Consider the following 14,960-nt stretch of genomic DNA (forward strand, 5'->3'; position numbering starts at 1 on the left):
ATTCTTCAGGAGAGCAAAGGTACAACATTTCTACCGATAACAAGACAATAACAATCTGCATTTCACTATCTTTGTCCCCATAATTCATCATTCATAAATTTATAATTCATAATTCATGAAGAAGATTCTTCCCGATTTGATTGCCATCCTGGCATTCATTCTGATTTCTTTCGCCTACTTTTTCCCGGCGGACATAGAGAACCGTATCCTGTTCCAGCACGACATGGCAGCCGGAGCAGGTGCCGGACAAGAAGCCAAAGAGTACTACGAGCAAACCGGTGAACGCACCCGATGGACCAACTCCATCTTCGGCGGTATGCCGACATACCAGATAGCGCCGTCCTACGACTCGGCCAAACCATTGCAATGGGTACAAAAAGCATATCAGCTGTTTCTGCCCAACTATGTCTGCCTGACCTTCATACTGATGCTGGGCTTCTACATACTGCTGCGGGCATTCGGCATACCGGTGTGGCTGGCCGGATTAGGAGGAATCATGTGGGCGTTCTCGTCCTACTTCTTCATACTGATATCCGCCGGACACATCTGGAAATTCATCACCTTGGCCTACGTACCGCCTACCCTGGCCGGTATTGTCCTGGCTTATCGGGGAAAACTGCTGGCGGGAGGCATCGTCACCGCCATCTTCATTGCCCTGCAGGTTACATCAAACCACGTGCAGATGTCCTACTACTTCCTGTTCGTCATCCTCTTCTTCGTAGGGGCCTATTTTGAAAGCGCGTGGCGGAACAAGACATTACCGCAGTTCTTCAAGGCAAGCGCCGTACTGGTGGTGGCAGCCCTCATCGGCGTGGCAGCCAACCTGTCGAACCTGTACCATACCTATACATACAGCAAAGAAACCATGCGCGGCAAGAGTGAACTGGTCCAGACCGGAGATGCCGCCAAGCAAACCAGCAGCGGACTGGACCGCGATTACATTACCAACTGGAGTTATGGTATCGGCGAAACATGGACATTGCTTGTGCCCAACTTCAAGGGCGGTTCCTCCTCTGCCCCCCTCAGCCAGAGCGAAACCGCCATGGAAAAAGCCAACCCGATGTACAGCAGCCTGTACAACTCGTTCCCGCAATACTTCGGCGACCAGCCCTGGACAGCCGGCCCCGTCTATGTGGGCGCATTCGTCCTGTTTCTCTTCGTCTTGGGATGCTTCACCGTGAAAGGCCCCCTGAAATGGGCATTAGTGGGAGCCACCTTCTTCTCCATCGTCCTGGCATGGGGCAAAAACTTCATGCCGCTGACCGACTTCTTCATTGACTACGTGCCGATGTACAACAAGTTCCGCGCCGTATCGTCCATCCTTGTCGTAGCAGAGTTCACGATTCCCCTGTTAGCAATCTTTGCCTTGAAGCGAATCTTGGAAGAACCCGGTGTATGGAAAGAAAACAAACGGGCATTCGGCATCAGCCTTGCGCTGACCGCAGGTGTGGCCTTGCTGCTTGTTGTGGCACCGGGCAGCCTCAGTTCGGGCTTTGTACCCGCACAGGAAGCACAAATGCTGCAAAATGCCGTTGACGGAAAGATGATACCTGCCAGCGAACTGTCCGGCATTCTCGCCAACTTAGGAGAGATGAGAGGGGCACTTGTCAGCGCAGACGCATTGCGGAGTTTCATCATTATCTGTATCGGATGCGCATTGCTATGGTTCTATATGGCAGGCAAACTACGTCAATCACTGACCATTGCCGGAATTACGGTGCTTTGTCTGGCAGACATGTGGACTGTCAACAAACGTTACCTTCACGATGACCAGTTCGTGCCCCGCTCCATCCAGACGGAAACCTTTAACAAGACCCCAACCGACGAACTGATCCTGCAAGACAAAAGCCTGGATTACCGCGTACTGAACTTTGCTGCCGCCACGTTCGACGAAAACAACACCGCCTACTGGCATAAGAGCGTAGGCGGGTATCACGCCGCCAAGCTGCGCCGCTACCAGGAAATGATAGACCATCACATCAAACCCGAGATGCAAGCCGCCTACGGAGCCGTTGCCGCTGCCGGCGGTGAAATGGACAGTGTGGATGCCGCTAAGTTCCGTGTATTGAATATGCTGAATACCAAATATTTCATTTTCCCTTCCGGAAAGCAGGGACAGACCGTTCCCGTCCTCAACCCGTATGCATACGGTAATGCCTGGTTTGTGGACAAAGTGCAATATGTGGATAATGCCAACCAGGAGATTGAAGCCTTGAACAGCATTCTTCCTACCGAGACGGCCGTAGTCGATGCACGTTTCAAGGATGTCCTGAAAGGAGCGACCGCAGGTTATCAGGACAGTCTCTCTACCATCCGCCTGACAAGCTACGAGCCGAACCGTCTGGTTTACGAGACGGAAAATGCCAAAGACGGCATTGCCGTATTCTCCGAAATCTATTATCCGGACGGATGGCAGGTAACCATCGACGGAAAACCGGCAAAGATTGCCCGTGCCGACTATATCCTGCGCACCATGTACGTTCCCGCCGGCAAGCATACCATCGAAATGCGCTTCGACCCGACAAGCCTCCATGTAACAGAAGGAATCGCCTACGGTGCGCTGGCACTATTGGTGATCGGTGTCATAGCCATAGTGCTGATAGCCCAAAAGCGGATGAGGACAACACTGCAATAATCTTGCAGGCTATGTGTAACCGAATCATCAGCCAGCTGTGAGAGAAACAGATGTGAAAATGCCGTTTCTGCCCTCACGGGCAAAAACGGCCACAGTCAATAATACATGAAAAAACGCTATTTAGAGAGAGTCTTTTCTATACCCGGATTATGTGATTCTTGTACAAAGATAGGGGATGTGGGAATGGATAAAAAATCAAATCTACAGAAAGGAAGATTTTACCGACGAATTACCTTTTCAGTAATCTGCGGGTAAGGTAATGTACAGGATACCATACAGAAAGAAAACCAACAGCTATCACCGTTATAAAGACCAGCAACACATCCGTGAAGTGTACACTGACCGGATAGGCATCGACTACGAAACTGCCTCCGGCACCCAAAGTTATAATGCCGAAACGCTGCTGAAGAAAGCAGAGCAACAATCCCGAAAGGATACCGGCAAGCGCACCGAACACGGATATCAAGCGGCCTTCGAAGAGGAATACGCGGGCAATCAGCCTGTCGTCCGCACCGAGATTCCGCAAAGTGTCCACATCTTCGCGCTTATCGAGAATAAGCATGGACAGGGAGCCTATCACATTAAAACAAGAGATGGCAAGAATGAAAGTAAGGAAAAGATAGGAGATGAGTTTCTCTATCTCCATGATGCGGAACACGTCGGCCTGCTGTTCATAGCGGTTCTGTACCGAAAACCCATTCCCCAAGATGCGGGAAATCTTCTTCTGTACAGCATCCGGACTGGCATCCGGTTTCAATTTCAGCTCAATAGCGGACACTTCCGTGTCATAGTTGAACAAACGGCGGGCAAAATCAAGGGAAGTGAGGATATAGTTCGCATCATACTTCTGCTGATTCACGATAAACACCGCACCCGGTGAAAAAAGATAATCACGGTTGAAAGAAGCGGAAGGATTGGCCATGTTTACCCGCACATTACGCTTGGGGGCATACACTTGGAGGGGATCGACAAACTGAATGCCCGTGCCCAATTCGGATATCAGCTCCACGCCTAGAATACCGTAGTCGACCGCTTCGTCATGCAGGATAAATTTTCCGGTACCATACAACAGGCTGTCAATGGAGGTCAATTGCTCGAAGTTTTCATCCACACCCTTGATCACCGCCATGGCCTGGCGGTCCTTGTACTGCACCATGGCATTCTCTTCCAGCGTCTCGGTCCAGACCTCTATCTCCGGCAAGGCCCTCACCTCCTCAAAGGCACTCCCGCCGGGAGAAAACACCTTTCCTTCACGGACGGTGATCTTCAATTCCGGATCGAAAGCCGTAAAGAAACCGGCCACCATGTCCTGAAAGCCATTGAACACAGAGAGCGTACATACCAACGCCAATGTGGCCAACGCTACCCCGCACACCGAAATGCCGGAAATGACATTAATGGCATTATGCTTCTTCTTGGAGAAGAGGTAGCGCCTGGCTATGTAGAAAGGAAGGTTCACTTCAGCGATTCATCTATTTTATTTCAGCAATTCATCTATCTTTTCAAGATAGTCCAACGAATCGTCCACAAAGAACTTCAGTTCGGGAACGATACGGAGCTGATGCCGCACACGGGTCCCCAACTCGTAGCGGACAGACTTCATGTTGGCATTAATATTCTTTATCATCTCCTCGCCCTTCTCCGAAGGGAAAATACTGAGATAAGCACGTGCCACACTCATATCGGGACTGATGCGCACGGCACTGACCGAAACCAGCACTCCCGGCATGGACTTGGCTTGTAACAGAAAGATTTCGCTCAATTCCTTCTGAAGCAAGCGGGCTATTTTATTCTGACGGGTTGTTTCCATAAATTCTATTTCTTTATTTTAATGACAAAGTTACGTAAATATATCACTTGACTGCTACGTTTACAGCTTTTTTATAATCGTCAATCCGTCACGCAAGGGAAGAATCACTTTTTCCACCCGCTTGTCCCGCGCGACGAGATCGTTGAAAGCTTTGATGCCGATCGTTTGCAGGTCTTTACCATGAGGATGCTCTTCAAGCACATGCCCATCCCACAGGGTATTGTCAGCTATGATATACCCTCCGTCGGAAAGGCAGTTCAAAACCATCTCATAATAATCGATATATTTACGCTTGTCGCCATCAATGAAAGCAAGGTCGAAAGCCAGGCCAAGCTTGGGAACCAAGTCCAAAGCATCGCCTATATACAACTTGATCTTATCCGAATATGCCGAGTTTTCCAACCATGGACGAGTAAAGTCTTCCTGCTCGTCATTGATTTCGAACGTATGCAGCATTCCCCCGTCCGGCAAGCCTTCGGCCATGCACAAGGCAGAATAACCGCTATACGTACCTATTTCCAATATCTGCCGGGGACGTATCATCCTGACAAACATCTTAAGCATGCGCCCCTGCAAATGGCCGGACGCCATACGGGGATAAAGCAATTTGAAATGCGTGTCACGATAAAGGGCTTTCAGATACTCGCCTTCTTCATCAATGTGCTGCAGGATATATTCGTCTATTGACATGGCAAATGAACGAGCCTCATTATTACAAATATCTGTTGCTGTTGGGAAGTACACTCTCAGTAGCATGCTTCAAGGCATCTTCCACCACGTTGATTTCAAGGAAAGACGTCTGTGTGCCGGCCTTGCCGCTACTCAAATAGCCTACCATGTCGGTGGGTTGCAAACGGCCTTCCTTCAGCAGGCGGCGCAGGGCAGCGAAATAATACTCCTGTCCATTGGCAAGTTCGGGCATGTAAATGGCCTCTACACCGTATGAAAGGGCAAGGTGACGCATGGTCTTTTCCTTATAGCAGATGGCAAGTACCGGATACTTTCCACGGAAAGCGGCAAGGTTGCGGGCGGTGCGTCCACTATAACTATCGGTAATGATGGCACGGATTTTCAGTTTGGAAGTAGCCTTTACCGCCTGCTTGGCAAGGAAAGCGGTTACGTCATTGCTGTTCTCGTCCAGCGGAATGCGGATGTCGTTGTCCGACATCTTGTCTTTCTCAGCCTGGGCAGCCACCTTGGTCATTGTCTTGACGGCTTCTACCGGGTATTTACCGTATGCGGTCTCGCCACTCAGCATCAAAGCATCCGTACGATAGTAAATGGCATTGGCAATATCCGTCACCTCCGCACGGGTAGGACGCGGATTGGAAATCATGGTATGCAGCATTTGAGTGGCCACAATTACCGGCTTCTTGGCGAGGATACACTTGCGGATCAGCAAACGCTGGATACCCGGGATGCGTTCCTGCGGCACCTCAATGCCCAAGTCTCCACGGGCCACCATCACACCGTCGGCCACTTCAAGGATTTCATCGATGTTGTCAACACCTTCCTGGTTCTCAATTTTGGCAATGATACGGATATCACTGTCATGAGCATCCAAAATGGCCTTTATGTCGAGGATATCCTGCTTATTGCGTACAAAAGAGTGGGCAATAAAGTCGATATCCTTTTCAATTGCATAAAGAATATTTGTACGGTCCTTCTCTGTCAAAGAAGGCAAGTTGATGCGTACACCCGGCACGTTTACGCTTTTACGGCTGCCCAGCGTCGCTTCGTTCTGAACTTCGCAAAGCAGGTAGTCGGGACACTTTTCGATGACAACCAGTTCCAGGTCACCGTCATCAATCAGGATATGGCCGTCTATATTCAAATCGTGTACAAAGTTGGGATAGGAAACAGCAATACACTCACGGGTCGTTTCCCGGTCGGGATCACCCACTACTTTCACACGGTCTCCTACTTTAAAAGGGATAGGTTCGGCAAGTACGGTCGTACGTACTTCAGGTCCTTTGGTATCCATCAGGATAGCAATACGGTTGGATACTGTACGGACATTGTTGATCAGTTTCTCGGCTCCTTCACGCCCCAAATGCGCTGTATTCATACGCACCACGTTCAGACCGGCGTTGAACAACTCTTTGATAAAGTCCACATCACAGCGTTGGTCCGAAATGGTAGCAACGATTTTCGTTTGTTTCAATAACATAATCTTATTTAATTATGAATTATGAGTTTTGAATTATGAATGACCTCGCGGCGTTCCATAATCCATACTTCACAATTCTTCATTCACAATTCTTTTTCATTCTTTCAGCGCTTCCAGCGCCAAGCGGTAGGAGTTCAACCCGAAACCGCAGATCACCCCTTTACAAGCGCACGCAATCATGGAAATATGCCGGAACGACTCGCGGGCATGTACATTAGAGATATGCACCTCAATCACCGGAGAAGTGACCGAACGGATCGCATCTTGCAGAGCAATGGATGTGTGCGTGTAAGCACCCGCATTCAAAATAATGCCGTCCACATCAAAACCTACTTGCTGTATCTTGTCTATCAGCTCTCCTTCGACATTAGACTGGAAATAGTCAATATCTACATCCGCATATTCTTTACAAAGTCCGGCAAGATAGTCTTCAAAAGTAACGCTGCCATAAATAGAAGGTTCACGTTTACCCAACAGATTTATATTGGGGCCGTTAATTATTTGTATCCTCATAACACATTTTTTTATACCTTTGTTCCAGAAAACACCCAATCAGGTTGCAAAGATAGTGCAAGCCGGATACAGAAGCAAATTTATTTGCACTCTGCTGGGGCGCAGCCTACTTTCGCGGGGCAAAGGTAGAAAAAAGAAATGGAATCAGAAGAAAAAGCAACGAATAAGGAGAAGCAGGCATTGATAATCAGGAAGTATAACCAATATCTGAAATTGGAGAAATCGCTTTCACCCAATACGCTGGATGCTTACCGGACTGATTTGGAAAAACTGCTGCGCTTTCTGGAGGCTGAAAAGATAGACATCCTTGCCGTTACCCTGGACGACCTGCAACGTTTTACAGCCGGACTGCATGACATCGGTATCCATCCAAGGTCACAGGCACGCATATTATCGGGCATCAAGTCCTTCTTCCATTTTCTTGTCCTCGCCGATTATCTGGAAGGCGACCCCAGCGAATTGCTCGAAGGCCCCAAAATAGGATTCAAGCTGCCGGAAGTGCTGACAGTCGAGGAGATAGACAAAATCATTTCCACCGTTGACCTGAGCACCAACGAGGGACAGCGTAACCGGGCCATTCTTGAGACCTTGTACAGTTGCGGCTTACGCGTATCAGAATTATGTAACCTCAAAATCTCCGATTTATATTTCGACGAAGGTTTTATCAAGGTAGAAGGAAAAGGCAGCAAACAACGGCTCGTGCCTATCTCTCCCCGCGCCATCAAGGAAATCAAGAACTGGTTTGCAGACCGTAACGAAAAGTGGAAAATCAAGAAAGACTTCGAAGATTATGTATTCTTGGCGCGATGGGGCAACGGTATCTCACGCATCATGATATTCCACCTCATCAAGGAACTCGCAGAAAAGGCGGGAATCACCAAAAATATCAGTCCGCACACCTTCCGCCATTCTTTTGCCACCCACTTGCTGGAAGGCGGCGCAAACCTGCGCGCCATACAATGCATGCTGGGACATGAGTCCATCGCAACAACAGAAATTTACACGCATATTGACCGTAACATGTTGAGAAGTGAAATCATCGAGCACCATCCCCGGAACATAAAATACCGCAAAGAGCGAGAAATTCATTAAATTATAATAAATCTGTAGTTCCGGTTAACAATCTATAGGGAGAATTAATATCTTTGCGAAACTATGTCCCCAAGGGATAGTACACAAAAAATGGAATAGACAAATTTCAATTACAAACAATTAATTTATACCTGAAAATGACTAAGAAATTGTATCTGCCTTTGTTAATGGCGTTCGCAGTTGCATTGTTAACATCATGCAGCAGCAAAATGGGTGAATTGTCATCAGATTATTTCACTGTAACCCCTCAAGTCCTTGAAGCCGTAGGCGGTAAAGTTCCCGCCACAATCAACGGCAAATTCCCGGAAAAGTACTTTAACAAGAAGGCCGTAGTAGAAGTAACTCCCGTATTGAAATGGAATGGCGGTGAAGCCAAGGGACAACCCGCTGTATTCCAAGGAGAGAAAGTAGAAGGCAACGACCAGACTATCTCTTACAAGATGGGCGGCAACTACACCATGAAAACTTCTTTTGACTATGTCCCCGAAATGGCCAAGTCTGAACTGTATCTGGAATTCAAAGCAACTATCGGCAAAAAGACTGTCACCATTCCTGCCGTAAAGGTAGCCGACGGTGTCATCTCTACTTCCGAAATGATCGGCCAGACATTGGGCAGCGCCAATCCCGCCAACGGTGACGACGCTTTCCAACGCATCATCAAAGAAAAGCACGATGCCAATATCATGTTCTTGATTCAACAAGCCAACGTACGTGCCAGCGAACTGAAGACCGCCAAAGAATTCGGTAACGAGGTAAAGGACGTAAACAGTGCCGTAAACAAGAAAATCAGCAATATCGAAGTGTCTGCTTACGCTTCTCCGGACGGTGGCATGGACTTGAACACCAAACTGGCTGAAAACCGTCAGAACAATACTGCCAAAATCATTGACAAGGACTTGAAGAAAGCCAAAATTGATGCAGCAGTAGATGTCAATTATACCGCAGAAGACTGGGAAGGCTTCCAGGAACTGGTTTCCAAATCAAACATCCAGGACAAAGAATTGATTCTCCGCGTTCTTTCCATGTACTCTGAACCAGAACAAAGAGAACAGGAAATCAAAAACATCTCTTCTGTTTACAAGACTTTGGCTGACGAGATCCTGCCGCAGCTGCGCCGTTCCCGCCTGACTTTGAACTATGAAATCATCGGCAAATCTGACGAAGAAATCGCCAACCTCGCCGCCACTGATGCCAAGCAACTGAACATCGAAGAGTTACTGTACGCTGCAACCTTGACAACTGATCCTGCCAAGCAAGAAGCGATCTACACCAAAGCCACTCAAATCTACCCGAACGATTTCCGTGCTTACAATAACTTAGGTAAGCTGGCTTACCAGGCAGGCAACCTTGACAAGGCAGAAAGCTACTTCAAAAAAGCAGTTTCCATCAAAGACGCTCCCGAAGCCAACATGAACCTCGGCCTGATTGCTTTGACCAAGGGTGACAAGGCTGCTGCCGAAACTTATCTGAGCAAGGCTTCCGGTTCCAAGGAGCTGAATGAAGCTTTGGGCAACCTGTATGTAGCTCAAGGACAATACGACAAGGCTGTAAGCTCATTTGGTGATACCAAGACCAATAGCGCCGCCCTGGCACAAATCCTGGCTAAGGATTACAACAAAGCCAAGAACACTTTGGCAAGCATCGAGAAACCGGATGCATACACAGATTATCTGATGGCTGTATTGGGTGCAAGAACCAACAACACTTCCATGGTAACAAGTAGCCTGAAGGCTGCCGTTGCCAAAGATCCGGCTTTGGCCAAAAAGGCTGCTTCCGATCTGGAATTCGCCAAGTATTTCACGAATGCAGACTTTATGAATATCATCAAATAATAAAGGTTATCAATGAAAAGGAAGTGCCCGGTATAGAAATATATCGGGCATTTTTTTTTATTCACACCAAAAAGAAGTACTTTCGCAGCAACGTATCAGAAAAAGAAACAAAATGAAGAATATTTATCTCATATACTTTCTAGTTGCCGTTTTGTCTGCCTGTAGCAGCAAAGAAACAAATTCGGTCAGTTTGAGGGGAGAAATCAAAGGACTGGGAACCGACACGCTTTATATATACGGTACGGACAAACTGTATAACCGTACGGATACCTTGATTGTAAAAGACGACAAGTTCTCTGCAATCCTTTCCACTGATACATTGGTATCCACCCGGCTGCAATTCAGCAACGGAACCGAATATCCCCTCTACCTGGACAAGGGAGATAAAATACAGGTCAAAGGTTCTGCTTCTGACCTGACTTCATTGGAGATAACGGGAAACACACCCAATGAAGAATTTACCGCTTTCCAGAAAAGCTTGAAAGGGTTGGGAAAGCCATCCGACAAAGTATTGGAAGAAAAAGCGGAAGCTTTCATCAGCAGCCATCATTCTTCCTTGGTGAGCATCTATCTGCTGGATAAATATTTCGTACAGAAACCTCAACCGGACTTTATCCTTATCAAAAGTCTGACAGACCGCATGACGGGAGAATTGAAAGACCGCCCTTATGTAGATGAACTTCTGGACCGCATTCAAGAAGAAGAGAAAGTATCTATCGGCAAAACAGCTCCTTACTTCCATCTTCCCAATGCAAAAGGTAAGAATATCAGCCGTTCCGATTTCAAGGACAAGTATTTGCTGGTGCATTTCTGGGCGTCTTGGGACCAACCAAGCAGAGAAAACAATACCGGCTTGCGGCAAATTTATAAGAAAGAACAGAAAAGCAAGGATTTTGCACTCTTGGGCATCTCTCTAGACATAGACAAAGATGCTTGGAAAGAAGCCATAAAAGAAGATACACTAAGCTGGGAACAGGTCTGTAACTTCTCCGGATGGGAAACAGGGGCGGTCAAACAATTTGCCATCCAGGCATTGCCCGCCAATATCCTACTCAGCCCATCCGGCAAAATTGAGGGAAAGAATCTGAGTAAAGAAGACATAGAAAAGAAAATCAAGGAAATAGGACAAAAAGAGAAAAAATAATCCTTATGCTCATAAAAGTTTTTGGAGCGGCTGTTCAAGGTATTGATGCAACCCTCATCACTATCGAAGTCAACAGTTCCAGAGGCTGTATGTTTTATCTAGTCGGTTTACCGGACTCGACAGTCAAGGAAAGCCATCAACGTATCATCTCCGCCCTACAAGTCAACGGTTACCGGCTGCCGACCAGCAACATTGTCATCAACATGGCACCTGCAGATATCCGCAAAGAAGGTTCTGCCTATGATCTGCCATTAGCCATCGGCATACTGGCAGCCAGTGAGATTATCCAACCGGAGAAGCTGAGCCGATATTTACTTATGGGAGAATTGAGCCTTGACGGCAGTTTACAACCCATCAAGGGAGTGCTTCCCATCGCCATCAAAGCGAGGGAACTTGGTTTTGAAGGTATGATTGTGCCTCAGCAAAACGCTCGTGAAGCAGCAGTAGTGAATAATCTGAAAGTTTATGGCGTAGGAAACATCAAAGAAGTCATTGAGTTTTTCAATGGCAAACAAGAACTCAATCCAACCTTCATCAATACCCGTGAAGAATTCTATGCCCAACAAACTGACTTTGACCTCGACTTTGCAGAAGTAAAAGGGCAGGAAAACGTAAAACGTGCTTTAGAGGTAGCGGCGGCGGGCAGCCACAATGTTCTTCTCATCGGTGCTCCCGGCAGCGGCAAATCCATGCTGGCCAAGCGCCTTCCTTCGATACTTCCGCCATTGTCATTGGGCGAGAGCCTTGAAACAACCAAGATACACTCCGTAGCGGGCAAACTGGGAAAAGAAGGAGGACTTATTTCCAAACGTCCGTTCCGTGATCCCCACCATACCATTTCTACAGTAGCCATGACCGGCGGAGGCAGTTTTCCCCAACCCGGTGAAATCAGCCTGGCCCATAACGGGATTCTATATCTTGACGAATTGCCCGAATACCAACGGAATGTTCTGGAAGTACTCCGACAGCCATTAGAAGACCGGAAAATAACTGTTGCCCGCATCAGGTGCAACGTGGAATATCCGGCAAGCTTCATGCTGGTAGCGTCTATGAATCCTTGCCCGTGCGGATACTACAACCATCCGACCAAGGCTTGCGTTTGCAGTCCGGGGCAAGTACAAAAGTATCTGAACCGCATATCGGGGCCTTTACTGGACAGAATCGACCTCCAAATCGAAGTAACCCCACTGCCTTTCGAGAAAATGGCGGACAACCGTCCCGGAGAATCAAGCGCCACCATACGTGAACGTGTGATACGTGCCCGCCAAATTCAAGAAGAGAGGTATGCAGATATTCCCGGCATCTATTGCAATGCCCAAATGAACAGCAAGTTACTTGCCCTTCATGCCCGCCCGGATGACAAGGGGCTCACCCTACTCAAGAATGCCATGAACCGACTTAATCTCTCAGCACGGGCTTACGACCGTATCTTGAAGGTATCACGTACCATTGCCGACCTTGAAGGTTGCCAATCGATACAGGCAGTACATTTGGCGGAAGCTATAGGATACAGGAATCTGGATAGGGAGGATTGGGCAGGTTAACTGCCCAATAAATCACTATCATCATAAGGATACTTTCTTCTTTTTGAACAACGGCTATTTTTTCTCTATTCTGATACGCGCATCTACCGCTATCACCTGTTTTTCCGTGGCAAGCAGCGGATTGATATCCATTTCTTTTATCTCTGTGGCAAAGCGGAGCAACGTAGAGAGTCGTACAATAATCTCGGCAAACTTATTTTCATTCACCCCTCTTTGTCCACGAGTTCCTTTGATTATTTTATAAGCACGCAATGAACGAATCATAGAATAAGCTTCTTCATACGACAAAGGTGCCAGACCGGAAGAAACGTCTTTCAGCACCTCCACAAATATGCCACCTAAACCGCAAAGGACTACATGTCCGAACTTTTTCTCATATTTTGCACCTATGAACAGCTCAATTCCCCGGAGCATCGGCTGAACCATGATACCGGTCACTTCAGGTATTTGCATCATACGCTCGAACTCCAAAGCCAAATGCTGCTCACCCTTGATGTTCAAGACAACCCCTCCGACATCCGACTTATGTACGGGGCCAACTACCTTGGCCACTACCGGGAAGCCTGTACGACGCGCAAAGGTGAGCACTTCTTCCTTATTGGCAGATACAAACTCTTCCACGACAGGAATACCTGCAGAGCGAAGCAAAGCCTGCACATAATGAGGCTCTATATATCCATCTTCGGGTATGGAATCAATAATCCGGCGAATACGGGGTACATCCACCCCAAAAAGTTCTATCTCATTATTGGCCGGCCTGGAAGCATTGACAATCCTGGAAAGCGCCGTACCCAAGGTCACCTCATCTGCAAAATTCACATGCCCTTTGGCCAGAAAAGCCGCTACCTCGGCTCCTGCCGTATTAATAGAAGGAAGAATAGGAAAAATAGGTTTCTTGCAAATCTGCATCTTTTCATGCAGCACATCATACATCTCGAACATGGTTACCAATCCCGGCGTACCGAAAATAGCCATCACAGCATCAATATTGTCAAACTTTTCTTCACAATATTCCAGACAAAGACGCAAATGCTCCGGAGTCCCCGTAGCCAGAATATCAATAGGATTTCCTACTGCCGCACCGGGAAAAAGCTTGCTCTTCAATTCATCGGCAAGCGAACCTTCAAGTTTCGGTACATTCAGCCCACCTTTACTCAAAGCATCCGTCAGCATCACCCCCGGACCACCGGCATGAGTAATAATAGCAAAATTCTTACCTCGCAATTCCGGTAAAGTAAAGATACACCCTACAGTCGTCAACTCCTCACGGGAGTAGCAACGTACAATCCCCGCTTTACGGAACAAAGCCTCTACAGCCGAGTCACTGCTTGCAATGGCACCTGTATGGGAAGAAGCCGCCCTGCTGCCGCTCTCGCTACTTCCTGCTTTGATGGCAGCGATTTTGCAACCTTTCTTTATCAGAGAAGAAGCATGGAACAACAAGCGGTCGGGGTCACCGATACTTTCAATATACAGCAGTTTAATTTTAGAATCTGTTTCAAGATTGAAATGCTCGTCCATATATTGAAGCACATCTTCCACACCGATTTGTTTGGCATTTCCCACGGACCATACCGAATTGAACTGCAAACCTTTAGTCACAGCACTCTCCAATATAAAGACGGCAGTGGCACCCGAACTGGAAATCAGATCCACTCCCTGTGGATGCAGGTTCGGAATAGGCTGGCTGAAAACACTATGATGCGAAGTGTTCAACAAACCGATGCAGTTAGGGCCTATCAAAGAAGCCCCATATTTATTCACCGTCTCCAGAATGCGCTCCTCCAGCAATGCGCCCTCATGTGTCTCTTCTCCAAATCCCGCTGAGAGTATAATGAAAGCACGCACCTGCTTTTCAGCAGCAAGCACTTCAACAGCATCAGGGCATAAAGCAGCGGGAATGGCAAGGATAGCGAGGTCTGTATCGGGAATATCTTTCACGTCAGCAAAGGCCGGCACACCTTGCACGTCTGTCTCCTTAGGATTGACAGCACGAAGTGCCCCTGCATATTTTCCACTTATCAGGTTCTTCAAGATAGCACCTCCCGGCTTGTGTACATTGTTGGATGCCCCCACCACTACGATGCTGGCAGGATGCAGCAATTGGCTTGTTATCATAGTCTTTCCATGTTAAGTTTACGATATCTTGCACAAATATACACTATTTATCCAGAAGTGAAAATATTTGTTCCGGTATATTCTCAAAGGGTCATAATTCTA

The 14,960-nt window shown here is 47.6% G+C and carries 11 protein-coding genes; 5 read left to right on the plus strand and 6 right to left on the minus strand.

The window, feature by feature from the left end:
• Nucleotides 1-115 precede the first annotated feature (115 nt).
• A complete protein-coding gene (locus HMPREF9446_RS08570) occupies nucleotides 116-2,635 on the plus strand; it encodes a YfhO family protein (RefSeq protein WP_009125193.1) in 2,520 nt (839 codons plus the stop codon).
• A 229-nt stretch (nucleotides 2,636-2,864) separates the two neighbouring features.
• On the opposite strand, the gene HMPREF9446_RS08575 is transcribed toward HMPREF9446_RS08570, so the two are convergent.
• The 5 genes from HMPREF9446_RS08575 to aroQ form a co-directional block, all read right to left on the minus strand.
• Nucleotides 2,865-4,094, minus strand: a complete 1,230-nt coding sequence (locus tag HMPREF9446_RS08575) for an FtsX-like permease family protein (protein ID WP_009125194.1) — start codon at nucleotides 4,092-4,094, stop codon at nucleotides 2,865-2,867.
• Between the two features lie 18 nt (nucleotides 4,095-4,112).
• Nucleotides 4,113-4,445, minus strand: coding sequence for a 30S ribosome-binding factor RbfA (gene rbfA / locus HMPREF9446_RS08580; protein WP_009125195.1), 333 nt, complete (start codon nucleotides 4,443-4,445; stop codon nucleotides 4,113-4,115).
• A 60-nt stretch (nucleotides 4,446-4,505) separates the two neighbouring features.
• Nucleotides 4,506-5,135, minus strand: coding sequence for an O-methyltransferase (locus HMPREF9446_RS08585; protein ID WP_009125196.1), 630 nt, complete (start codon nucleotides 5,133-5,135; stop codon nucleotides 4,506-4,508).
• 22 nt (nucleotides 5,136-5,157) lie between these two features.
• Nucleotides 5,158-6,615, minus strand: coding sequence for a pyruvate kinase (gene pyk / locus HMPREF9446_RS08590; RefSeq protein WP_009125197.1), 1,458 nt, complete (start codon nucleotides 6,613-6,615; stop codon nucleotides 5,158-5,160).
• Nucleotides 6,616-6,711: 96 nt separating this feature from the next.
• Nucleotides 6,712-7,128, minus strand: a complete 417-nt coding sequence (gene aroQ / locus HMPREF9446_RS08595; RefSeq protein WP_009125198.1) for a type II 3-dehydroquinate dehydratase — start codon at nucleotides 7,126-7,128, stop codon at nucleotides 6,712-6,714.
• A gap of 138 nt (nucleotides 7,129-7,266) precedes the next feature.
• Here aroQ and xerD point away from each other — a divergent pair, with 138 nt between their 5' ends.
• The 4 genes from xerD (at nucleotide 7,267) to HMPREF9446_RS08615 (ending at nucleotide 12,740) form a co-directional block, all read left to right on the plus strand.
• Nucleotides 7,267-8,220: a site-specific tyrosine recombinase XerD gene (gene xerD, locus HMPREF9446_RS08600; RefSeq protein ID WP_009125199.1), complete on the plus strand. Its 954-nt coding sequence runs from the start codon at nucleotides 7,267-7,269 to the stop codon at nucleotides 8,218-8,220.
• 137 nt (nucleotides 8,221-8,357) lie between these two features.
• Nucleotides 8,358-10,052, plus strand: coding sequence for a tetratricopeptide repeat protein (locus tag HMPREF9446_RS08605; RefSeq protein WP_009125200.1), 1,695 nt, complete (start codon nucleotides 8,358-8,360; stop codon nucleotides 10,050-10,052).
• Between the two features lie 112 nt (nucleotides 10,053-10,164).
• Nucleotides 10,165-11,196, plus strand: a complete 1,032-nt coding sequence (locus tag HMPREF9446_RS08610) for a TlpA disulfide reductase family protein (protein WP_009125201.1) — start codon at nucleotides 10,165-10,167, stop codon at nucleotides 11,194-11,196.
• Between the two features lie 5 nt (nucleotides 11,197-11,201).
• Nucleotides 11,202-12,740: a YifB family Mg chelatase-like AAA ATPase gene (locus HMPREF9446_RS08615; RefSeq protein WP_009125202.1), complete on the plus strand. Its 1,539-nt coding sequence runs from the start codon at nucleotides 11,202-11,204 to the stop codon at nucleotides 12,738-12,740.
• A gap of 54 nt (nucleotides 12,741-12,794) precedes the next feature.
• On the opposite strand, the gene HMPREF9446_RS08620 is transcribed toward HMPREF9446_RS08615, so the two are convergent.
• Complete coding sequence (locus HMPREF9446_RS08620) at nucleotides 12,795-14,858, minus strand: acetate--CoA ligase family protein (protein ID WP_009125203.1); 2,064 nt, start codon at nucleotides 14,856-14,858, stop codon at nucleotides 12,795-12,797.
• Nucleotides 14,859-14,960: the final 102 nt, after the last annotated feature.

Source organism: Bacteroides fluxus YIT 12057, assembly GCF_000195635.1.
GTDB lineage: Bacteria > Bacteroidota > Bacteroidia > Bacteroidales > Bacteroidaceae > Bacteroides > Bacteroides fluxus.